Origin of the sequence: Arthrobacter sp. MW3 TE3886 (assembly GCF_041262145.1) — a bacterium.
GTDB lineage: Bacteria > Actinomycetota > Actinomycetes > Actinomycetales > Micrococcaceae > Arthrobacter.
Window position 1 is genome coordinate 3,644,393 of the sequence record NZ_JBGCAN010000001.1, and the last position, 20,604, is coordinate 3,664,996.

Annotated in this window: 18 protein-coding genes and 1 riboswitch; of the genes, 9 read left to right on the forward strand and 9 right to left on the reverse strand. The window is 68.8% G+C overall.

What is annotated here, in order from left to right:
- Positions 1-107: 107 nt before the first annotated feature.
- Positions 108-1,634, reverse strand: coding sequence for a protoporphyrinogen oxidase (gene hemG, locus ABH915_RS16510; RefSeq protein ID WP_370123293.1), 1,527 nt, complete (start codon positions 1,632-1,634; stop codon positions 108-110).
- Positions 1,635-1,638: 4 nt separating this feature from the next.
- On the reverse strand, positions 1,639-2,811 hold the full coding sequence (hemE, locus tag ABH915_RS16515; RefSeq protein ID WP_370123296.1) for a uroporphyrinogen decarboxylase: 1,173 nt from the start codon (positions 2,809-2,811) through the stop codon (positions 1,639-1,641).
- Positions 2,812-2,981: 170 nt separating this feature from the next.
- On the opposite strand from hemE, the gene ABH915_RS16520 reads away from it, so the two are divergent.
- Positions 2,982-4,376, forward strand: a complete 1,395-nt coding sequence (locus ABH915_RS16520) for a glutamyl-tRNA reductase (protein WP_370123299.1) — start codon at positions 2,982-2,984, stop codon at positions 4,374-4,376.
- 36 nt (positions 4,377-4,412) lie between these two features.
- On the opposite strand, the gene ABH915_RS16525 is transcribed toward ABH915_RS16520, so the two are convergent.
- Together ABH915_RS16525 and moeB are read right to left on the reverse strand one after the other, a co-directional pair.
- Positions 4,413-5,471, reverse strand: coding sequence for an SDR family NAD(P)-dependent oxidoreductase (locus ABH915_RS16525; protein ID WP_370123301.1), 1,059 nt, complete (start codon positions 5,469-5,471; stop codon positions 4,413-4,415).
- 103 nt (positions 5,472-5,574) lie between these two features.
- Complete coding sequence (gene moeB / locus ABH915_RS16530; protein ID WP_370123304.1) at positions 5,575-6,798, reverse strand: molybdopterin-synthase adenylyltransferase MoeB; 1,224 nt, start codon at positions 6,796-6,798, stop codon at positions 5,575-5,577.
- Between the two features lie 83 nt (positions 6,799-6,881).
- Here moeB and ABH915_RS16535 point away from each other — a divergent pair, with 83 nt between their 5' ends.
- The 4 genes from ABH915_RS16535 to ABH915_RS16550 all read left to right on the forward strand — a co-directional run bounded on the left by ABH915_RS16535 (position 6,882) and on the right by ABH915_RS16550 (position 10,206).
- Positions 6,882-7,601: a TetR/AcrR family transcriptional regulator gene (locus ABH915_RS16535; protein WP_370123307.1), complete on the forward strand. Its 720-nt coding sequence runs from the start codon at positions 6,882-6,884 to the stop codon at positions 7,599-7,601.
- 60 nt (positions 7,602-7,661) lie between these two features.
- The gene (locus ABH915_RS16540; protein ID WP_018773840.1) at positions 7,662-7,886 is read left to right on the forward strand and encodes a DUF3107 domain-containing protein; all 225 of its coding nucleotides are present in this window, start codon (positions 7,662-7,664) and stop codon (positions 7,884-7,886) included.
- An 87-nt stretch (positions 7,887-7,973) separates the two neighbouring features.
- Positions 7,974-8,276: a hypothetical protein gene (locus ABH915_RS16545; protein ID WP_018773839.1), complete on the forward strand. Its 303-nt coding sequence runs from the start codon at positions 7,974-7,976 to the stop codon at positions 8,274-8,276.
- A gap of 145 nt (positions 8,277-8,421) precedes the next feature.
- Positions 8,422-10,206 (forward strand): DUF222 domain-containing protein, encoded by a 1,785-nt coding sequence (locus tag ABH915_RS16550; protein ID WP_370123311.1) that lies wholly within the window; start codon positions 8,422-8,424, stop codon positions 10,204-10,206.
- A gap of 798 nt (positions 10,207-11,004) precedes the next feature.
- Here ABH915_RS16550 and ABH915_RS16555 read toward each other — a convergent pair.
- From ABH915_RS16555 to thiO, 3 genes are all read right to left on the reverse strand, one after another.
- Positions 11,005-11,829, reverse strand: coding sequence for a thiazole synthase (locus ABH915_RS16555; RefSeq protein ID WP_370123313.1), 825 nt, complete (start codon positions 11,827-11,829; stop codon positions 11,005-11,007).
- A gap of 5 nt (positions 11,830-11,834) precedes the next feature.
- The gene (thiS, locus tag ABH915_RS16560) at positions 11,835-12,071 is read right to left on the reverse strand and encodes a sulfur carrier protein ThiS (RefSeq protein ID WP_018773837.1); all 237 of its coding nucleotides are present in this window, start codon (positions 12,069-12,071) and stop codon (positions 11,835-11,837) included.
- Complete coding sequence (thiO, locus tag ABH915_RS16565; RefSeq protein ID WP_370123316.1) at positions 12,068-13,468, reverse strand: glycine oxidase ThiO; 1,401 nt, start codon at positions 13,466-13,468, stop codon at positions 12,068-12,070. The genes thiS and thiO overlap by 4 nt, the downstream gene beginning before the upstream one ends.
- A riboswitch (TPP riboswitch) is annotated at positions 13,462-13,582 on the reverse strand. It overlaps the preceding gene by 7 nt.
- A 26-nt stretch (positions 13,583-13,608) precedes the next feature.
- Between thiO and thiE the strand changes: the two genes are divergently transcribed.
- Positions 13,609-14,304, forward strand: coding sequence for a thiamine phosphate synthase (gene thiE, locus ABH915_RS16570; RefSeq protein ID WP_370123319.1), 696 nt, complete (start codon positions 13,609-13,611; stop codon positions 14,302-14,304).
- 37 nt (positions 14,305-14,341) lie between these two features.
- On the opposite strand, the gene ABH915_RS16575 is transcribed toward thiE, so the two are convergent.
- Positions 14,342-15,016, reverse strand: a complete 675-nt coding sequence (locus ABH915_RS16575) for a ferritin-like fold-containing protein (RefSeq protein ID WP_370123322.1) — start codon at positions 15,014-15,016, stop codon at positions 14,342-14,344.
- A gap of 38 nt (positions 15,017-15,054) precedes the next feature.
- Here ABH915_RS16575 and ABH915_RS16580 point away from each other — a divergent pair, with 38 nt between their 5' ends.
- The 3 genes from ABH915_RS16580 to ABH915_RS16590 all read left to right on the forward strand — a co-directional run bounded on the left by ABH915_RS16580 (position 15,055) and on the right by ABH915_RS16590 (position 19,546).
- Positions 15,055-16,548, forward strand: a complete 1,494-nt coding sequence (locus ABH915_RS16580) for an RNB domain-containing ribonuclease (protein ID WP_370123325.1) — start codon at positions 15,055-15,057, stop codon at positions 16,546-16,548.
- A 350-nt stretch (positions 16,549-16,898) separates the two neighbouring features.
- Positions 16,899-18,665, forward strand: a complete 1,767-nt coding sequence (locus ABH915_RS16585; protein WP_370123328.1) for a DEAD/DEAH box helicase — start codon at positions 16,899-16,901, stop codon at positions 18,663-18,665.
- Positions 18,666-18,673: 8 nt separating this feature from the next.
- Positions 18,674-19,546 (forward strand): site-specific DNA-methyltransferase, encoded by an 873-nt coding sequence (locus tag ABH915_RS16590; RefSeq protein ID WP_370123331.1) that lies wholly within the window; start codon positions 18,674-18,676, stop codon positions 19,544-19,546.
- Between the two features lie 176 nt (positions 19,547-19,722).
- On the opposite strand, the gene ABH915_RS16595 is transcribed toward ABH915_RS16590, so the two are convergent.
- Positions 19,723-20,568 (reverse strand): PHP domain-containing protein, encoded by an 846-nt coding sequence (locus tag ABH915_RS16595; protein WP_018773829.1) that lies wholly within the window; start codon positions 20,566-20,568, stop codon positions 19,723-19,725.
- Positions 20,569-20,604: the final 36 nt, after the last annotated feature.

Below are 20,604 nucleotides of genomic sequence, written 5' to 3' on the forward strand. Positions count from 1 at the left end.
GAACTCAGCGTCCCTCATGGCAATCCGCGGTCAGGGCAACCACTTGAACTCAGCGTCCCTCATGGCAATCCGCGGTCAGGGCAACCCCCAGTCAGGGCAATCCGCGGTCAGGGCAACAGCCTGCGGACCTGCTGCGGGGTGTCGGCGACGATCGCGGCCAGGCCATTGCCGGACAGCCAGCCGCCCACCACGGCAAGCGTGCCGTCCGCGGCACAGATGCTCCGGACGGCCGCGACGCGCTGCCTGTGGCCCAGGGACGCAAACGGCAGCGCACCGGCCCAGCGGACCACGTCCCAATCGGCCACGTCCCCGGCGCCGACGGGCACGGCCAGCAGCGCCGAGGCATCAGCCAGCGCTGCGCGGAAAAGTTCATCGTCGGAGCGCGGCGCTGTGGCCAGTCCGCCGCCGCGCGACGCGGGCAGTGCCCGGGGAGTAACAGCCCCGGGAGCTGCGCTTCGTCCGTACGAGAGCCGGAGCACATGCCTTCCCGGGCCTGCCTGCTCCGCCAGCCAGGCCCATTTGGCGGTGGCGTGCGTCAGCGCCTTGGCCTGCACGCCCGGGCTCTGCGGCGCAACAAGCACGCCGGTGCCGCGTGGCGCCGCGTCAAGGGCCGGGAGGTCCACCACGAGCGTGACAAGGCTGACGTCGGGTCCCGCGTCGGGGCGGTGGCCGGCAAGTTCCGGCAGGGACTCCTCAAGCAGAGCGACGGCGGCGGGACCTTCGACCGCAACCACGAGGAGCCCGGCGTCGAAAGTGGTCTGGTCTGTGGCCACGCGCCAGCCGTCAGCTGTTCGCCGCACTGACCGGGCCGGGGTGCCGGGCAGCAGGGTGACGCCGCGCTGACGCAGATCGGCCAGCAGGGCGGCGACGAGCGTGTGCATGCCGCCGCGCAGCCCGGCGACGGCGGAGCCGGCCTTCTGGAGCCCGGCGGCCTGGGCTGTTCCGGCTGTCCTGGCCGTTCCGGAGGGGCCAGCCACGGCGGTCGCCGCTCCCCTGCGCTGGGCCGCGACGGCGGCGGCGAGGGAACCGTGCTGACGGATGCCGGCCCGCAGACCGGGGGCCACCATGTCGACGTCGAGGGCTGAGGGATCGGCCGAGTGGACGCCGCCGACCACCGGGGCCACGAGCCGGTCCAGGACCCGCCTGCCCATCCGCCGGCGGACCAGGGCTGACACGCTCGTAGCCCCGGCAGCGGTGCCCAGCGAGGCCGGCAGCACGGCGTCGACGGAGGCGCGGAGGGAACCCAGCAGGCCCAGCGACCGGCGGACTTCCGGGTCCCACGGGCTCGCCGGGATGCCCAGCACGCCGGTCTTGGGCAGTTCCCGGGGACCGTCAGGCAACTGGACCCAGGCCCCGCCGGGGTTCGGCGCGACGATCTCGCCGGCCAGCCCGAGCTCCGCGGCGAGATCGGCTACGGCGGCGGTGCGGGTGGCGAAAGACTCCGCGCCGCTGTCCAGGGTCAGTCCGGCCACGGCATGGCTGCCGACGCAACCGCCCCAGCCCTCGCCTGCCTCCAGGACGGTAGTGCGGACCCCGGCCCGGGCGAATTCCCGTGCCGCAAGCAGCCCGGAGATCCCGCCCCCGATCACGACGGCGGCGCCTTCCCCGGGAGTCCCCGCGGCACCTGCGTCCACGCCCCTACTCCGGAGCGATGGAGTGGATGAGTTCGACGACGCGCGTGAGCACCTCAGGATCCGTCTCCGGCGGCACCCCGTGGCCGAGGTTCACGACGTGCCCGGGCGCAGCGGAGCCGGCCGCGATCACCTCGCGGACGTGGGCTTCGAGAACTTCCCACGGTGCCGAAAGCAGTGCCGGGTCGATGTTGCCCTGAAGCGGAACGGTGCCGCCGAGGCGGCGGTTGGCCTCGTCCAGCGGCAGCCGGTAGTCGACCCCCACGACGTCGACTCCGACGTCGCGCATCGCGACGAGCAGTTCCGACGTGCCGGTGCCGAAGTGGATCAGCGGTGCGCCGAGGTGCCGGACATGGTCCAGGGCCCGGGACGACGCCGGCGCAACGAAGCGCTGGTAGTCGGCCAGTCCCAGCGAACCGGCCCAGGAGTCGAAGAGCTGGCCGGCGGAGGCGCCGGCTTCCAGCTGCGCGCGGAGGAACATCCCCGAGGCATCGGCGGCCCAGTTGGCCAGGGCAGTCCAGGTCCCGGGGTCGGCGTGCATCATGGTGCGCGGGCCGAGGTGGTCGCGGGAAGGCTTGCCTTCCACCATGTACGCGGCAAGGGTAAACGGGGCACCGGCGAAGCCGATCAGCGGGGTGCCGCCGAGCTCGGCCACCGTCAGCCGGACGGCCTCGCGGATGGGCTCCAGGGCCTCCCAGGTCAGCTGCGGCAGGGCGGCAACGTCCGCGGCCGTGCGGACCGGTTTGTCCAGGACGGGTCCGACGCCGGGCACGATGTCCACGCCGACGCCGGCCAGCTTGAGCGGGATGACAATGTCCGAGAAAAAGATGGCGGCATCGACGTCGTGGCGGCGGACCGGCTGCAGGGTGATCTCGGAAGCCAGCTCGGGGCGCAGGCAGGAGTCCAGCATCGCGACGCCCTCACGTACCTTGAGGTACTCGGGGAGTGAGCGGCCGGCCTGGCGCATGAACCAGACCGGACGGCGGGAGGGCTTGCCGCCGCGGTAGGCGGTGATCAGCGGCGAATCCGCGGTGCGGCCGTCCATCAGCGGGTGCCCGGCATCGAGGCCGCGGGCGGCGGCATCCGCGGCGGCGCCATCATTGGCGGCATTGCCGGCTGCGCCGTTGTCGGACGTACTGAAGGTGGTCGTGCCGGCACGGGCCGCAGCGCTTGGAGTCATGACTTCGATTGTGCCCAAATTTGTGCCCAAAAGATAACGACAGCCTGTCACGCCGGCTCCGGCACTGGCCATGCGTGCCGCGCCGTGGCGGGAATCACAGGCCAGGGTGCCTGAGCCCACGCCCGGACAGTTGTTCTACACGGACGCGAAAAAGCTATGATGGTGATGCTGTGGTTCTTTTTTCATTGGTGGCTACACACGCCGACATCGACCTCGAAACCGTTGCTCAGTTGAGCACCGGCGCTTCAGGGATCGCCACATCCGCCCTCGCCGGATCGCCGGCCGTGGCGGGTGCCGTTGTCCTTGCCACCTGCAACCGGCTTGAAATCTATGGTGAAGCCCCCCATCCGGACGCCGTCGCCGCGGCCCGGGCAGCCCTCATCACCCACATCAGCGGCGCCAGCGGACTCAACGATCAGCTCGTCTCCCGCGCCTTCAGCACCCGCACTGGCGCCGAGGTCAGCCAGCACCTCTTCTCCGTCAGCTCCGGGCTGGACTCCGCCGTGGTGGGCGAACGGGAAATTGCCGGGCAGGTCCGCCGCGCCTTGATCACGGCCCAGCACGAGGGCACCGCCAGCTCCGGCCTGGTCCGGCTGTTCCAGGCCGCGTCCAAAACCGCGAAGGACGTCGGCGCCCAGACGGCGTTGGGTTCGCGCGGGCTCTCCATCGTCTCCGTGGCCCTGGACCTCGCCACTGACCTGTCGGAAAACCCGGACTGGTCCGCCAAGAAAGCCGTCGTCTTCGGGACCGGCGCCTACGCCGGTGCCACCATGTCCCTGCTGCGCGAACGCGGCTGCACCGATGTCTCTGTCTATTCCTCCTCCGGCCGCGCCGCCGGCTTCGTCGCCACCCGGGGCGGCACGGCACTGGACGAGGACACGCTTCCGGGCGCAGTTGCCGCGGCCGACGTCATGATCGGCTGCAGCGGCTCCGACAGCCGGGTCGAGGCGGACGAAATCGCCCGGATCCGTGCGAACTCGCCCCAGCCGCTGATCGCGATCGACCTCGCCCTGACCCATGACTTCGACCCCGCTGTCGGCGACCTCGACGGCGTCGAACTGCTGACGCTGGAATCGGTCCGGCTGGCCGCACCGCAGGAACAGGCCGAGTCGCTCGAACAGGCCAGCAGCATCGTGGCCGGGGCGGCCAGTGCCTTTGAGCAGGAGCGCGAGGCCAGGAGCGTCGACTCGGCGATCGTCGCCTTGCGCCGCCACACGATGAACGTCCTGGACGCGGAAATGGAAAAGGTCCGGGCCCGGCACGGCTGCACGGCCGCCGCCGAAGAAGTCGAATTTGCCCTCCGCCGCATGGTGAAACAACTGCTGCACGTCCCCACCGTCCGGGCCCGCGAACTGGCCTCCAACGGACAGCAGGACGCCTACATTGCCGGTCTTGAGGCGCTGTACGGCATCACGGTGGAGCCCACCGCCGGCGCAACGGTCCCCGGTGCCGCCGGTTCCACGGCCGCGTGCCCCGTGGACCACAACGCCGTTGTCCATAACGCCGTTGTCCATAACCCCGGCGACCTCGGCCCCGCAGCCGGCGACATCCGCGAAACCGCGTAGCTGCCCCGCGTCCCCGCACCGCGGCTTATCCGTGGATTATCCGGGGAAAGCGTTGATCCCGGTCATCTCGGCCGACACCTGCCACAGCCGTGTGGCAGCCTCCCGGTCCACCGCGTGGGCATCCACTCCCCTGACCCTGGCTTCGGGCGACCCGGGCACCGTGGCTTCGGCGATGTCACAGTCCTCGCAGTAGACGCCGCCCATTCCTTCGAGCGCCGGCGCCGTCGCGGCCCAGACCGAGGTGGCCGCGCCCTGCGCGGGTGTCTTGAAGCGCGGGTCGAGCTTGCCGTGTTCGTCCATCCAGCCCGCGGCGATCATCTCCTCCCGCGGCAGGTGCCGCTGCAGCTCCGTCATGATCCCGCCGGGATGTACTGCGAAGGCGCGCACGCCAAAGTTCCGGCCCAGGGCGTCGAGCTGGACGGCGAAGAGCGCGTTCGCCGTCTTGGCCTGGCCGTAGGCGCGCCACTTGTCATAGCCGGCGTCGAAATTGATGTCATCGAAGCGAATGGCCGAGAGCTTGTGGCCGGTCGAGGACAGCGCGACCACGCGGGCTCCCTGGGCCGCGGCAAGCGCCGGCCACAGCAGGTTGGTCAAGGCAAAATGGCCCAGGTGGTTCGTGGCGAACTGTGATTCCCAGCCGGGTCCCACCCTGCGCTCCGGACTCGCCATGATGGCGGCGTTGTTGATGAGGATCTCCAGGCTGCGGCTTGCGCCCGGCGCCGCGCCAGACGCAGGGCCGGACGCCGGGCCGGCCAGGAAGCCGGCGGCAAACTCCTTCACACTGTCCTGGTCCGCCAGGTCCAGCTCGGCAACTTCCAGCTCGGCGACGCTGACGCCGCCAGTGGTTGCCGGCGTCAGACCGGCCGCGGCGAGGACGTCGCGGGCATGCTCCGGCCGCCGGGCCGGCACCACGACGGCGGCGCCGGCGGAGGCCAGCGCCCGCACGGTCTCCAAGCCCAGCCCCGAGTACCCGCCCGTGACAATGGCGGTCTTTCCGGTCAGGTCGATCCCGGCAATGACGTCGGCCGCCGTCGAATCCCGGCCGAACCCGGAGCCAATCTTCCGCTGGGGCGTCACTGTATATTCCTCGCTCATGACATTTTCCTCGCTCACGACCAAGCCTTTCGGTTGCGGGCGCCGCTCAACGGAGCGTTCATTCGGGTGCCGCGACATGGCCGCCAATATGGCCAGCCACGGCTCAGTACACCGGTTTCCCGGGTTCCACGTCCCTAACCCAGGCGAGAATGCCGCCCTCGAGGTGGCTGACGCGCTCGTACCCGGCGGCGCGGGCTGCGGACAGGACGGCGGCGGATCGTGTTCCGGCCTTGCAGTGGAAGACAATTTCGGCTTCCTGGGGCAGTTCCTGCCACGCCTCGCCGGCAAGGATGCGGCCTTGCGGGATCAGCTCCGACCCCTCAATGCGGACGATTTCGTATTCTCCCTGCTCGCGCACGTCCACGAGGCGGAAGTCCTTGAGGCCGGCCTGGCGGGAGGCCAGCATGGTGGCGAGCTGGGTCGCCGTCACGGTGTGCTCGGTACCGGCATCCGCCGTTGGGGTGATCCCGCAGAAGGCCTCGTAATCGGTGAGTTCGGTGATCCGCGCCGCCGCCGGGTCCCGGGTCACCTTGATCTCGCGCCAGGTGCCACCCAGCGCGTCATAGAGCGCCAGCCGGCCCAGCAGGGACCGGCCGACGCCGGTGATCAGCTTGACGGCCTCGGTCACCATCAGCGCTCCGACGGCGGCGCACAGCATGCCGAACACGCCGCCTTCGCCGCAGGACGGCACAGATCCGGGCGGCGGCGCCTCCGGGTAAAGGTCCCGGTAGGTGGGCCCGAACTGTTCCCAAAAGACGCTGACCTGGCCGTCGAAACGGAAAATCGATCCCCAGATGTAGGGCTTGCCGAGGATGGCGGCGGCGTCGTTGACGAGGTACCGGGTGGCAAAGTTGTCGGCGCCGTCGAGGATCAGGTCGTAGCCGGCAAAGAGTTCCAGTGCGTTGGACGCATCGAGGCGGACGTTGTGGAGCCGGACGTCCACGAGCGGGTTCAGCGCCGCTATGGCATCGCGGGCGGACTCGATTTTTGGCCGGCCCACGTCCGCGACGCCATGGATGATCTGGCGTTGGAGGTTGCTGAGGTCGACGTCGTCGTCGTCGACGATGCCCAGGGTGCCGATCCCGGCGGCGGCGAGATAGAGCAGGGCCGGGGAGCCGAGGCCACCGGCACCGATCACTAGGACTTTCGCGTTCTTGAGGCGTCGCTGGCCGATCGCGCCGATCTCCGGAATGATCAGGTGGCGCGAGTAGCGTTCCACCTCCGCCGGGCTGAGGTCCGCAGCCGGGTCAACCAGCGGTCCGGGCCGCGGATCCAGCTGCGTCTTGGGGGTTGCGGGGGCACCGGCGGCGGTGAACTTGGAAGCCATACTTCAATCTATGCCCGAAGATACCGCCAGGTCATATTACCCGCGCGTAAGGTGTAATTGAGTGCAAGGTAGTTCAGTACGAAATGCAAATGAGTGCCATTGCGCGCAATGGGGTGAAAAGGGAAAGAAGGCCGACAGTGGTTCATCAGGCACCGTTGGAGCGGGACGAGTCGGGCAAGCCGTCGGCAGGGCAGGCTCGGAGCGGACAGCGCTCGGCCCGCCTCCCCCGCGACGAACGCCGGGCGCAGCTGCTGGCGGCCGCGCAGGAAGTTTTCGTGGCGAACGGCTACCACGGTGCCGCCATGGACGAGATCGCCGAGACTGCCCACGTCAGCAAGCCGGTGTTGTACCAGCACTTCCCTTCCAAGCGGGACCTCTACCTGGCCCTGCTGGACAGCCACCTCAGCAAGCTGACCGACCTGCTGCTTGGTGCCCTGAATTCCACCACCGACAATGACGAGCGCGTCCAGGCCGTCATGCGCGCCTACTTCCGCTTCATCGCCCACGACGACCAGGCGCACCGGCTCGTCTTCGAGTCGGACCTGATTAACGATCCTGACGTCAGTGCGCGGCTGGAAACGTTCAACAAGACCTTCGCCGACGCCGTCGCTCATGTCATCGCCGAGGACACCAAGCTTCCTGAGCTGGAGGCCCAGCTGCTGGGCCGCGGGCTCGCGGGAATGGCCCATGTGAGCGCCCGGTATTGGCTGGAAACGGACGGGAACCTGGATCTCGATGTAGCCAGCGACCTCATCTACCGTTTAGCTTGGCGCGGAATCTCCCGCTTCCCCAAAGAGACCTAGAGTACAACTAGAGATTGACCTTAGACATTTTTGGACGTTGATTGGCTGGGAGGCCTTGCTGTGGAAGTAAAGATTGGTATTCAGAACATTGGCCGCGAAATTGTCCTCGAATCGACCCAGGACGCCGACGCCGTCGCCAAGGTAGTCGGCGACGCGATCGCCAAGGGCAGCGAACTGCGGTTGAAGGACGACAAGGGCCGTCTGGTGATCATCCCCGCCAACGCCCTGGGCTACGTGGAAATCGGAGCAGAAGAGGCCCGCCGCGTCGGATTCGGCGCTCTCTAGCCCCGTTCTTCTCACTGCCGCTTCTTCACGGGCTTTTTCATCATCGTTTCTTCGTCATCGTTTCTTCACCAGCGTGAGGTGTCCTGAATGCTTTCCCTGATTGTGGTCGCCTTGGTGACCGTTGCTGCGGGTTTCGTGGTGTGGGCCAACGACAAGCGGCACCAGAAGTACGGCGTCGCCGTCCCGGCGGGAGTCGCTGCGTCAGTCGGCATGCTCAGCTGGATCATCTTCATCGCGGCCGGGCTCGGCTACCAGCCGGGCCTGACCTGGATCCCGTGGATCCTGCCGATGGTCCTGGGCACCGCAGCCTCGATCGCGGCCGTGGTGTACCTCGGCAAGGCCCGGACCCGGCAGGACACCGAGCGGCTCACCAGCATCCTGAAGCTCTAGCCCGCTAGACCCGCGCAGCCGGTTTCCGCGCGCGGCCGTGACCACGCACCCAACAGGGTGCGTGGTCACAGTTCGTTTGGGGTCCGATCACGCCGTACGGAACCGTCTCCATCATCTTGTCGTACCCCAGAAATAGACTCGTGCCATGGAAGCCGTCAGGGATTTCATCAGGGATTTCACCGCTTGCGGGGACGAGGCGCAGGGCACGGACCGGGGTGCAGCTACGGTCCGGGGTGCAGCTACGGTCCGGCAATCCGGTATGGACGCCGCCCTGGCCGCGCTGCGGGCGGTGAGTTCGACGGCGGTGGAGGAGGCGGGCTCGTGGGGATTCCGGGCCGCGGCGGACTTCGCCGGCAGCGTGGAGGAACTCTCCCGCACGGTGGAGTATCTGCAGCTCGTCGCGGCCGCCGCCGTGGACCGGACCAGGAAACAGTCCGCCGCCGCGGCCTCCGGGGTTGCGGCGGGGTCGGCCACGGCGTGGACCACGGGCTGGCGCGAGAGCGGCGGCGGATGGCAGACCGGAGAACCCGGTACTTCCTTGGCCGCGGGGCCTGCCGGCGCAACCGGCGCCTTAGAGCCTGCCTGCGGGTCCGGTACCGCGGCGTCTGCCGGCGTGTCCGTGCCGGCGGTGCCGGGATCGGTGCTGGATGACGGGTACCGGAACACGGTGGAGTTCCTGCGGGCGCGGCTGCGGATCGGCGCCGCGGAGGCCAAGCGCCGGCTCTGCCTCGCCGACACGCTGCTGCCCCGGCAAGGACTCTCCGGCGGGCCCATGCCGGCCGTGCACCCGGAGCTCGGAGCCGCCGTCGCGGCCGGCGAGGTCGCGTCCCGGGCCGCGACGGTCATCACGCTCGCCCTGGACCGGGTCCGGCACGGCTGCCTCCCCGAGGCCGCGGCGGCGATGGAGCACGCCCTGACCCGCACCGCGGCCGAGAACGACGCCGACTTCCTTGCCCGGGTCAGCCGCAGCTGGGCCGAGGCGCTGGACCAGGACGGCGCCGAACCCTCCGAGGAACTGCTCCGCCAGCTCCAGGGCGCCTTCCTCCGCAAATCCCGCCACGGCCTGCAGCACCTGGAAATCTTCGCCACGGCGGACCAGTTCGAACACCTGATCACCGTGATGAACACCGCCACCAACCCCCGCACCGGCGAGGGCACCGCCTCCGGCCACACGGCACAGGCCGGACCGGGCGAGGCGGGCGAGGACGGGGCGGCGGCGGATGCGCCCTGCGCGGCTGATGAGCCCGCCACCGCGGAAGAGGACCCCTCGCTGCCGTCCCTGGACCTCCGCTCCCGGCCGCAACGGCTGCTCGACGGGCTGGTCGGCGCCTGCAAGGCGGCACTGGCAACCGGCGGGCTGCCCGCCGCAGGCGGGCTCCGGCCCCAGGTCATGGCCACCATCGACTACCGCGACCTGCTCACCCGGCTCCAGGACTCCTCCGGCGCCACAGCAGGCGCCCCGCGCCTCGGACCCCGCTCCCCGCACAGCACAGGGGCGCCGCAGCAGACCGGCTCGCTGCTGTTCACCGGCCCCGTCACCGCCGGCACCATCCGCAAAATCGCCTGCGACGCCGACATCATCCCCGTCCTCCTCGGCGGGAAGGGCCAGGTCCTGGACATCGGCCGCGCCTCCCGGGTCTTCCCGCCGCACATCCGCAAGGCCATCACCGCCCGGGACCGCGGCTGCGCCTTCCCGCAATGCACCATCCCCGCACCCTGGTGCGAGGCCCACCACATCACCTACTGGTCCCGCGGCGGAACCACCGGAACCGGGAACGGAACCCTGCTCTGCTCCCATCACCACCACGTGATCCACAAGGAACACTGGAACATCCAGATGCGGACCGGCATCCCCTGGTTCATCCCACCACCCCACCTCGACCCCGCCCAGACACCCCGCCGGAACAGATACTTCCGTCCCGACCAGTAGCGCCCGCGGCGCCTACGGGCAGTCCCGCCAGGCCTACGGGCAGTCCCGCCGACGCCTCACCGCCACCACCGCGCGCAATATTGCGGGCGGCTCCGACATCTTCCACGTCGTCCTCGGCGGCGAGGGACAGGGAACGGTGGCTATTTCTCAGGGAATCTTGGGCCGAAGACTCACGATTGCAAGGCAGTTAGGGCTGCGGGTACGTTGTGACTTGAACGACACAATCATGTGGAACCTGGGACGCCGCTATTAGGTGGCGCTCAAGTGTGGATATGAGCCACGCGAGTACTCTTCCAAGAAGGGTTTCGCCCGATGGCAACCTGCACCAAGATCACCTATCCCACTCTCTGGCATGCGAACCGCACGCTCCAGGAAATCATCCGCAAGGGCTCGTCCTCTGGTGGCAAGTTGCCCGCGAGCGTATACCCATGCCAGGACTGCAAGGGATGGCACCTGACCTCGAAAAGGGCAGCTGGAACGGCAAAGAAGTGGCAACTCCATTCTTCGTGAAAGTGGCTCCAGCGCGCTAACGGGACCCTGCCTTACTCGCACCACCACTTGATCCACAAGGACAGCGAACCATCCGGACGCGGACCGACGGCATACCTGGTTCATCCCGCCGCACGTCGCCCCGGCCGGGCCTACGCGTGATCGCGCCGACGCGTCATCAAGAGAGCCGACGCGTCATCAAGAGAGCCGACGCGTCATCAAGAGAGCCGACGCGTCATCAAGAGAATGGTGATCAGATTGTCCGGCCCGTGGGACCAGACCAGTCCCCGGGGGCTTCAAAGCACGGCTTTAGAGGAACTCGGCCCGGCCTTCCATCGCCGAAGACGCCAGTGCATGCTCACGCCGCGGGATCCTGCCGGCCATTTTTGCCAGCCTGCCGGCGATGACGGCATGTTTGAAGGCCTCGCCCATGAGCACGGGATTCTGCGCCCGGGTCACGGCCGTCGCCAGCAGCACTGCGTCGCAGCCGAGTTCCATCGCCAGGGCCGCGTCCGAGGCTGTGCCGATCCCGGCATCCAGCACCACTGGCACGGACGCGCGCGAGACGATCAGCTCGATGTTGTGCGGGTTCAGGATGCCCAGTCCGGTACCGATCGGGGCTCCCAGCGGCATCACGGCCGCCGCGCCGAGGTTTTCGAGTCGGAGGGCAAGCACGGGGTCGTCGTTCGTGTAGGCAAAGACCTTGAAGCCGCGGGCCACAAGCTGTTCGGTTGCGTCCACGAGTTCGACGGCGTCCGGCAGCAACGTGTGCTCGTCGGCAATGACTTCGAGCTTGACCCAGTCCGTTTCCAAGGCCTCCCGGGCCAGCTCGGCGGTGAGGACCGCATCCTTGGCGGTGAAGCAGCCTGCCGTGTTGGGCAGCACCCGGATCTGGTGGTCCTCGAGCAGCTGGAACAGCGATCCCGTCTCCGCCGGCGAATAGCGGCGCATCGCCACCGTGGTCAGCTCCGTCCCGGACGCCACCAGTGCCGCCCCGAGCCCGTCCAGGCTCGGCGCACCGCCGGTTCCCATAATGAGGCGGGAGCCGAGCCTCACGCCGTCGACCACGAACGGATCGGCCACTGGACCGGTCACGGGCACGGCCTGGGTTCCTGCGAACGTCGTCTCGTTCATGCTGGTCATCCTCCCTGGACTGCCGTGACAAGTTCGACGTCGTCGCCGTCGGCGAGCGCCGTGGCGTGCCACTGGCTGCGCGGTACCACTTCGGCATTGCGGGCCACGGCGACACCGAGCTTCCGCCCGTCGGCAGCGCGGCCGTCGGGGCCGATGCTCCTGCCCGTGAGCTGGCTGACGAGTGTGGAGACGGAGGCGCCGTCGGCGACACTCTGCTCCGTTCCGTTGAGTCGGATGTTCATGCTGCTTCCTTATTGGGGCTGTCCCCGGACGTATCCGGGATTCGGGAAAAACGATCGGGACGGAACCCGGACCAGCGCGGGTCCGGCGTGAAGTCCATGAGTTGCCGGCACACGGCCGCAGCGGCAGGGGTCAGCAGGACGCCGTGCCGGAAGAATCCTGTGGCGATGATGAGCCCGGGGACGTCCCCGCCGTCCGGTCGTGCGACCCGCCCCAGCAGCGGGGCGTTGTCCGGTGTTCCGGGCCTGGCCCGCGCCGTGGCTTCCAGCAGCTCCAGCTCGGCGACCGCGGGCACCAGCTGCTGGGCATCCCGCAGCAGCTGGTAGATGCCGCCGGCCGAAACCGCGTGTGGGTCCGACGGTCCGTCTTCGCGCTGGGTGGCCCCGATCACGACGGTGCCGTCCTGGCGGGGGACGATGTACACCGGGACGCCGCGCACCATGCCCCGCACGGTGGCCGTGAGCAGCGGCTGCAGATGCGGGGGCACGCGAAGCCGGAGGATGTCGCCGTAGACGGGGCGCAGCGGCAGCGCCAGTCCTGCGGGCAACTCCTCGAGGGCGGCGGCGCCGAGCCCGTTGGCGACCACGGTTTCCGCAGCCCGCACGGAACCGCCGCCGGCCAGCCGCACACCCGCCACCTGTCCGTCCTGCCACAGCAGGCCTGCCGCGCGCTGGCGGACGAAGCTGCCGCCTTCCGCACCGATTACGCCGGCGAGCCGGGCGATCAGCAGGCGGGGGTCCACCTGGTGGTCGGCCGGGATGTCGAAGGCGCACGAGATGCCGGGGCTCAGCAGGGGCTCCCGGGTGCGTGCCTCGCGCAGTGTCAGTGGTTCCACGCTGAGGCCGCTGGCCTGCTGGACTTGCCGCAAGTCCGCGAGCGCGCGCCGGTCCGCCGCGTCGGCCCCCACCGCCAGGGTCGGCGTCGTTAAGTAGCCGGTACCTGCCCGGGACTCGGTGCCGGCGGCACCGGCGTCGATCGCCGCAGCGAATCCTGGCCATAACCGGGAGGCCTCAAGCATCAGTTCCAGGAGCTGTTCCTCCTGGTAGTGCAGCTCACTCACGGGGGCCAGCATGCCGGCCGCGGCCCAGCTGGCTCCGCTGCCGGGAGCATCATCGATCAGGACCACGGAACGGCCCGCGCGGATGGCCTCGAACGCTATGCCATGGCCGATCACCCCGCCGCCGATCACGGCCACATCGGCACTGAGATCCCCCGCCTCGACCGCGTCGGCGGTGAAGTCGTCGGCACTGAGATCCCCCGCCTCGACCGCGTCGGCGGTGAAGTCGTCGGCACTGGTATCCCCCGGGACGGTTCCCTCTGCGGTACCGGGCCCTGTGTCACAAACCCGGGCGGCGGCGTCATCTGCGGCTTCGGCTGCGCAGCCTGCTCGTGTGCCCATGAAAAATTCCTTCCCTACGCCGGTACTAGCCGGATCAGGTCAAGCGGTCGGCTCTGACGCCCTCTCAGCCGGGCAGCGGTGACATGGCTGCTGCGGGCTCCCGCGGTATGCGCCCAGTTTAGAGGAACTAGGCTGGTCTCATGAGCCAGGACCCCCTCCACACCACCGCCCGCCTCTACCTCTGCACCGACGCCCGCAGGGACCGCGGCGATTTCGAGGACTTCGTCGACGCCGCCTTCGCCGGCGGCGTGGACATCATCCAGTTGCGCGACAAGTCGCTCGAGGCCTCCGAGGAACTGGAACTGCTGGAGGTCCTGCACACCGCAGCGCTGCGGCACGGGCGGCTGTGGGCCGTCAACGACCGGGCGGACATCGCCTCCCTGTCCGGGGCTCCGGTGTTCCATGTCGGCCAGAAGGACATTTCGCTCGACGCCGCCCGCGGCTTCCTGGGCAAGGATGCCGTGATCGGCCTGTCCACCCACAGCCCGAAGCAGGTGGACGCCGCCATTGCTGCCGCGCCCGGCCGCAAAGGGCTCGACTATTTCTGCGTGGGCCCCGTGTGGGCGACGCCCACCAAGCCCGGACGCGCCGCCGTCGGCCTCGACCTGGTGCGCTACGCCGCGCAGGCGGTCGGCGGGGCGGACGCGGAGGGAACGGGCAAAGTCAACGAAAGCCTGCTGCCGTGGTTCGCGATCGGCGGGATCGACCTCAGCAACGTGGAACGGGTAGTCGACGCCGGTGCCCGGCGGATCGTCGTGGTCCGGGCGATCACCGACGCCACCGATCCCGCCCACGCCGCCGCAGCCTTGCTCGCGGCGCTGGACGCCGCGTCCTAGGCAGGTTCGCGGCCTGTAATGCCGGCCGGCACGGAAACTAACCGGTCAGACCCAGCTCCGTCATCCGTCGCGCGTGGTTCGCTGCGAGCTCGGCCGCCAGGCCGTTGACCAGCGCCCGGGCGCCGGCGTCGTCCAGCCCCGATAGCCCGCCGAGGAACGCGTGCTCAGCGCTGACGCGCTGGGCGTGGTTCAGGACCTCCCCCAGCAGGCGCCTGGCCCACAACGCCAGGCGCGACGCCAGCCGGGGGTCATCAGCCAGGGCCGCTTTGAGGCGCTCCTGCAGCACGGCTGTGGACTCCCCGGTGGAGCGGACCTGCCCGATCAGCTTCCGGGTCGCGGTGTCGACGTACCGGCCGACGACGCCGTAAAAGTCCGCGGCGACCGTGTCGATCACGTAGGCCTTCATGAGGGCTTCGTACCAGTCCGACGGGCGCGTGCGTTCGTGGAAGTGGTCCACCGAAGGCTGGAACGGGAGCATGGCGGCTTCCGTGTCCAGGCCCATGTGCTCGAGCCGTGCCCGGACGAGTTCGTAATGCTGGAACTCGACCACCGCCATCCTGCCCAGCACCGCACGGTCATGCAGCGTGGGCGAATACCGGGCACTCGAGGACAGCCGTTCGAAGGCGGAAAGCTCGCCGTACGCCAAGACTCCCAGCAGGTCGGCAATGAAGCTGTTGTAGAGGGCCGGATCGTCCGCAGTTGCGCTCATCATCCAAGACTAATAGCGGAAATCGGGCTACCCTGATTTTCGTGTCCCATCATCGCCTGACCCCCAGTGTCCACGAGCAGCAGAACCAGCTTGCCGGGGCCCTCAAGGCGTTGCGCACCACGCTGGAACTGCCCGGCCCGTTCCCCGAAGATGTGCTGCGCGACGCGGAGGCGGCAGTGGCCGAGCACAAGCTCCCGGACCTTGACCTCACGCATGTCGAGTTCGTGACCATCGATCCGGCGTCGTCCACCGACCTGGACCAGGCCCTGTTTATCGAACGGAGCGACGGCGGCTACAAGGTCTTCTATGCCATCGCCGACGTCCCCTCTTTTGTCGCCCCGGGCGGGGCGCTCGACGCCGAGACCCGGCGCCGCGGCCAGACCTTCTACACCCCGGACGGCCGGATTCCGCTGCATCCGGAGATCATCAGCGAGGCCGCCGGCAGCCTGCTCGCCGGGCAGCTGTGCGCTGCTTTCGTCTGGGAGTTCGAGCTCGACGCCGCGGCAGAGGTCGCCTCGGTCCTCGTGCGCCGGGCACAGGTCCGCAGCCGCGCGAAGCTCAACTACAAAGGCGTGCAGGCCGAGCTCGACGCCGGCACCGCGGCGCCCGTGCTGCAGCTGCTGAAAGAAGTAGGCATCAAACGGGTGGAACTGGAACGCCTGCGCGGCGGCGCGAGCCTGAACATGCCGGAACAGGAGATCCAGCAGCTGCCCGACGGCGGCTACCGGATCGTGGCGGCACCGCCGCTGCCGGTGGAGGACTGGAACGCCCAGATTTCACTCATGACCGGGATGGCCGCCGCCGCGCTCATGCTCCAGGGCAAGGTCGGCATCCTGCGCACCATGCCCGCCCCGGACGAGGCCTCGCTGCGCCACTTCCACCGGCAGACCCACGCCCTCGGCAAGCCCTGGGACGGGGAAATGCGCTACGGCGAGTACCTGCGGACCCTTGACCCGACGGACCCCCGGCAGCTGGCCATTGTGCATTCGGCCGGGATGCTCTTCCGCGGCGCCGGGTACACGCCCTTCGACGGCACGGTGCCCGACGCCGCCGTCCAGTCCGCCATCGGCGCCGCCTACGCCCATTCCACGGCACCGTTGCGGCGGCTGGTCGACCGCTTCGTGCTGGTGATCTGCGAAGCCCTGAGCAACGGCACTGAAGTTCCTGCCTGGGCCCGGGAAGCACTGCCGTCCCTCCCGGCCATCATGGGCACTTCGGACCAGCTGGCCGCGAAACTGGAGCGGCTGTCGCTGGACACCGTGGAGGCGGCGCTGCTCGTCAACCACATCGGCCAGGAATTCGACGCCGTCGTCATCTCCGGTCCCAAGCCGGCAAAGAGCATCAACGGCACCAGCAACGGGAATGGCGGGAAGACCAACGGCAACGGAAACGGCCCGTCCGGGATCGTCCAGATCGCCGAGCCCGCCGTGACCGCACGTTGCCCCGGCGAACTGGAACCGGGCACCAAAGTCCGGGTCCGGGTGGTGTCCTCGGACATCGCCACGCGGGAAATCCAGTTGGAGCTCGTGGGCTGACGGTCCCCTGCAGGTCCGTTGACGGCCCGCTGGCTGTCCGCAGCCGGCACGCTCGCGGCGGCCTCCCGAGGCGCAATCACCCGCCCAGTCGAGGATCCGCGCCTTGTACAGCTAGACTGAAGAGGTAGAAATGGATGCCCGGTCGTTGATTTCCATGATTTTCGAATTCAACAAGCCCGCCCCTACGCGATCTTGAGATACACCCGCTGGTCCCCAGTGCCAGCATTTAGATAGCCCGCGATCGGCTTCCACTGGAATTGCTTGCGCGCCTGAGCGTGCTCCGGAACGGCCACCATGGCCGGCCCCGTTGAGCAAGCAGCGCAGCCCAAAATGAATAAGGAAACTCCCCTGTGAGTGAATTGCACACGCACCAGCTTCTGACCGATGAGTCCGGCACGGAGACCATCGAGCCCGAAGAGACCATCATCTCGGACGAAAAGCCGCACGAGATTGCCGAGAAGACCTTTGCCGACTTCAATGTCCGCGCGGACATCGTGGAGTCCCTGGCCGACGCCGGCATCACCCACCCCTTCCCGATCCAGGCCATGACGCTGCCGGTCGCACTGGCAGGGCACGACATCATCGGCCAGGCCAAGACCGGTACGGGCAAAACCCTCGGCTTCGGCATCCCGGCGCTGCAGCGCGTCGTCGGCCGTGACGATGCCGGCTTCGACAAGCTGGCCGTTCCCGGCGCCCCGCAGGCCCTGGTGATCGTGCCCACCCGCGAACTCGCCGTCCAGGTAGCCAAGGACCTCGAAAACGCCGCCAAGAAGCGCAACGCCCGCATTGCCACCATCTACGGTGGCCGCGCTTACGAGCCGCAGGTCGAGGCGCTGCAGAACGGCGTAGAAGTTGTCGTCGGCACCCCCGGCCGCCTGATCGATCTCTACAAGCAGAAGCACCTGAGCCTGAAGAACGTCAAGATCGTCATCCTCGACGAAGCCGACGAGATGCTGGACCTCGGGTTCCTGCCGGACGTGGAAACCCTGATCGCCGGCACGCCTGCGGTCCGCCAGACGCTCCTGTTCTCCGCCACCATGCCCGGCCCGGTCATCGCCATGGCCCGCCGCTACATGACCCAGCCGACCCACATCCGCGCCGCGGATCCGGACGACGAAGGCCTGACCAAGCGCGACATCCGCCAGCTGATCTACCGTGCCCACAGCATGGACAAGGTGGAGGTCGTGGCCCGCATCCTGCAGGCCCGCGGCCGCGGCCGCACCATCATCTTCACCAAGACCAAGCGCACCGCCGCGAAGGTGGCCGAGGAACTCGTGGACCGCGGCTTCGCCGCGGCCGCCATCCACGGCGACCTCGGCCAGGGCGCCCGCGAACAGGCTCTGCGCGCCTTCCGCAACAACAAGGTGGACGTCCTCGTGGCTACCGACGTCGCCGCCCGCGGCATCGACGTCGACGACGTCACCCACGTGATCAACTACCAGTGCGTCGAAGACGAGAAGATCTACCTGCACCGTGTGGGCCGCACCGGCCGTGCCGGCAACAAGGGCACCGCCGTGACCTTTGTTGACTGGGACGACATGCCGCGCTGGGGGCTCATCAACAAGGCCCTCGGCCTGAGCTACCCCGAGCCCGTGGAAACCTACTCGTCCTCGCCCCACCTGTTCGAGGAACTTGACATCCCTGCGGGCACCAAGGGCCGGTTGCCCCGCGACAAGCGTGTGCTGGCCGGCGTCGACGCGGAGGTCCTCGAGGACCTCGGCGAGACCGGCAAAAAGAACTCGCGCACCAGCGCAAAGGACAGCGGCCGCGAAGCCAGCCGCACGGGCAGCCGTGACGGCGCACGTGAAGGCAGCCGCACCGGCGGCCGTGAAGGCGCACGTGAAGGCAGCCGCACCGGCGGCCGTGACTCGCGCCGCAGCGGCGCCGAGGCCGGCGGACGCTCCGGCGACCGCCGGCGCCGTCCTGCTGCCGATGCCGATGCCGCCACGGCGTCGACCGCCAACGGACAGGGGCCGGATGCTGCTGCCGCCGCGCCGGCGAAGGCCCCCACCGAGGTGGACCGGGCAACCCGTGCCCGGCGCCGGACCCGCACCCGCCGGCGCAACGGCGAGGTAGTGGCCGGCGGCGACGCACAGCCGAGCGGCGCCGAGGCCTAATCCCCTCCATGACTGACACCGTCTGGGCGCCGGACGGCAGCAACCTGGTGGTTCACGCGGACAACGCGGAATACCTCCCCACGCTGCCGGACGGCGCCTTCACACTGATTTATGTGGACCCGCCCTTCAACACCGGTCGGGTCCAGCGGCGCCAGGAAACCAGGATGGTGCTCAACGCCGGCGGCGAGGGGGACCGCGTCGGGTTCAAGGGCCGGTCCTATGACACCATCAAGGGCGCGCTGCACAAGTACGACGACGCGTTCAGCGACTACTGGTCCTTCCTCGAGCCGCGGCTTGTGGAAGCCTGGCGGCTCCTGGCCGACGACGGCACCCTGTACCTGCACCTGGACTACCGCGAGGTGCACTATGCGAAGGTCATGCTGGACGCGATCTTTGGCCGCGAATGCTTCCTGAACGAGATCATCTGGGCATACGACTACGGTGCACGGGCCAAGTACCGCTGGCCCACCAAGCACGACAACATCCTGGTCTACGTCAAGAACCCGGCCAAGTACCATTTCGACTCCGCCGAAGTGGACCGTGAGCCCTACATGGCGCCCGGACTTGTCACCCCCGCCAAGCGCGAGCTCGGCAAGCTGCCCACCGACGTGTGGTGGCACACGATCGTTTCGCCGACCGGCAAGGAGAAGACCGGCTACCCGACGCAGAAGCCGGAGGGGCTTATCCGCCGCGTGGTTGCCGCCTCGAGCCGGCCGGGCGACTGGTGCCTGGACTTCTTCGCAGGTTCCGGCACGCTCGGATCCGTGGCCGCGAAACTCGACCGCAGGTTCGTGTGCGTGGACCAGAACCAGCCAGCCATCGACGTCATGGCCAAGCGCCTGTCCGCGAAGGCCCAGTTCACGTCTTTCCCGACCGTCTGACCCGCCACCCTCGGCCCGCCCCACACCGCCCGTTGCCCCTACCCTCCGAGCCAACCCGCCGTTGCGCTATCACTTGTGGCGGCTATTCGGGCCCGGAGGGGACTCATAGGGACGCTAAGTGATAGCGCAACCGAGGGTCCAGGGTCTGAGCGAACTGGGTCTCAGCGGGTGGGTTCTCAGCGCACCACCGATGAGCCCGTGCCCAGTTCCTCGATCCGGGCAAAGACTTCTGCGGAGGTCAGGTTCTCCCCCAGCAGGTTCGGCTTTCCTGCGCCGTGGTAATCGGAGGACCCCGTAACGAGCAGGCCATAACGTTCGGCGATGCGGCGCAGGAACGTCCGGCCCTCCTCGGGATTGTCCCGGTGGTAGATTTCCAGGCCTGCCAGACCGGCGTCGACCATCTCCCGGTAGGTCCCCTCCCCCACGATCCGGCCGCGGGCGGACGCGACCGGGTGGGCAAACACCGGAACGCCGCCTGCTGCACGGACCAGCTCGACGGCGAGCGCCGGCTCCGGCGCATAGTGCTGGACCCAATAGCGCGAACGTGCTGTGAGGATGGAACCAAAGGCCTCGGCCCGGTCTTCCACCACACCGGCCGCGACGAGCGCGTCGGCGATGTGCGGGCGGCCCAGGGTGGCGCCCGGCGCGACGTGGTGAATCACGTCGTCCCATGTCAGCGGGTAGTCCTCGGACAAAAGGGTGACCATCTTCTGCGCCCTCGTGTGCCGGGCATCCTTGGACTTGGTGATTTCCTCCAGCAGTCCGGGATGTGCGGGATCGTGGAGGTAGCTGAGCAGGTGGACGCTGATGCCTTCCGCGGTGCGGCACGAGATCTCCATGCCCGGGACCAGGGCGACCCCGGCTTTCCGGGCAGCGACGGCGGCCTCCGCCCACCCGGCAGTGGAATCGTGATCGGTCAGGGCGATGACGTCGAGGCCCGCAGCGGCGGCGGACTCCATGACGTCAGCCGGTGCCTGGGTGCCGTCGGAAACGTTGGAGTGCGCATGCAGGTCGATCCTCACCTCACCAGCCTAGTAGATGGCAGGATCCAAAGCCCC

What these genes read in the sequence shown, in the direction of transcription:
- hemE (WP_370123296.1), bottom strand. Translation starts at nt 2,811, where the DNA reads ATGACTCCAAGCGCTGCGGCCCGTGCCGGCACGACCACCTTCAGTACG.
- ABH915_RS16525 (WP_370123301.1), bottom strand. Translation starts at nt 5,471, where the DNA reads ATGAGCGAGGAATATACAGTGACGCCCCAGCGGAAGATTGGCTCCGGG.
- moeB (WP_370123304.1), bottom strand. Translation starts at nt 6,798, where the DNA reads ATGGCTTCCAAGTTCACCGCCGCCGGTGCCCCCGCAACCCCCAAGACG.
- ABH915_RS16535 (WP_370123307.1), top strand. Translation starts at nt 6,882, where the DNA reads ATGCAAATGAGTGCCATTGCGCGCAATGGGGTGAAAAGGGAAAGAAGG.
- ABH915_RS16545 (WP_018773839.1), top strand. Translation starts at nt 7,974, where the DNA reads ATGCTTTCCCTGATTGTGGTCGCCTTGGTGACCGTTGCTGCGGGTTTC.
- ABH915_RS16550 (WP_370123311.1), top strand. Translation starts at nt 8,422, where the DNA reads ATGGAAGCCGTCAGGGATTTCATCAGGGATTTCACCGCTTGCGGGGAC.
- ABH915_RS16555 (WP_370123313.1), bottom strand. Translation starts at nt 11,829, where the DNA reads ATGAACGAGACGACGTTCGCAGGAACCCAGGCCGTGCCCGTGACCGGT.
- thiS (WP_018773837.1), bottom strand. Translation starts at nt 12,071, where the DNA reads ATGAACATCCGACTCAACGGAACGGAGCAGAGTGTCGCCGACGGCGCC.
- thiO (WP_370123316.1), bottom strand. Translation starts at nt 13,468, where the DNA reads ATGGGCACACGAGCAGGCTGCGCAGCCGAAGCCGCAGATGACGCCGCC.
- thiE (WP_370123319.1), top strand. Translation starts at nt 13,609, where the DNA reads ATGAGCCAGGACCCCCTCCACACCACCGCCCGCCTCTACCTCTGCACC.
- ABH915_RS16575 (WP_370123322.1), bottom strand. Translation starts at nt 15,016, where the DNA reads ATGATGAGCGCAACTGCGGACGATCCGGCCCTCTACAACAGCTTCATT.
- ABH915_RS16590 (WP_370123331.1), top strand. Translation starts at nt 18,674, where the DNA reads ATGACTGACACCGTCTGGGCGCCGGACGGCAGCAACCTGGTGGTTCAC.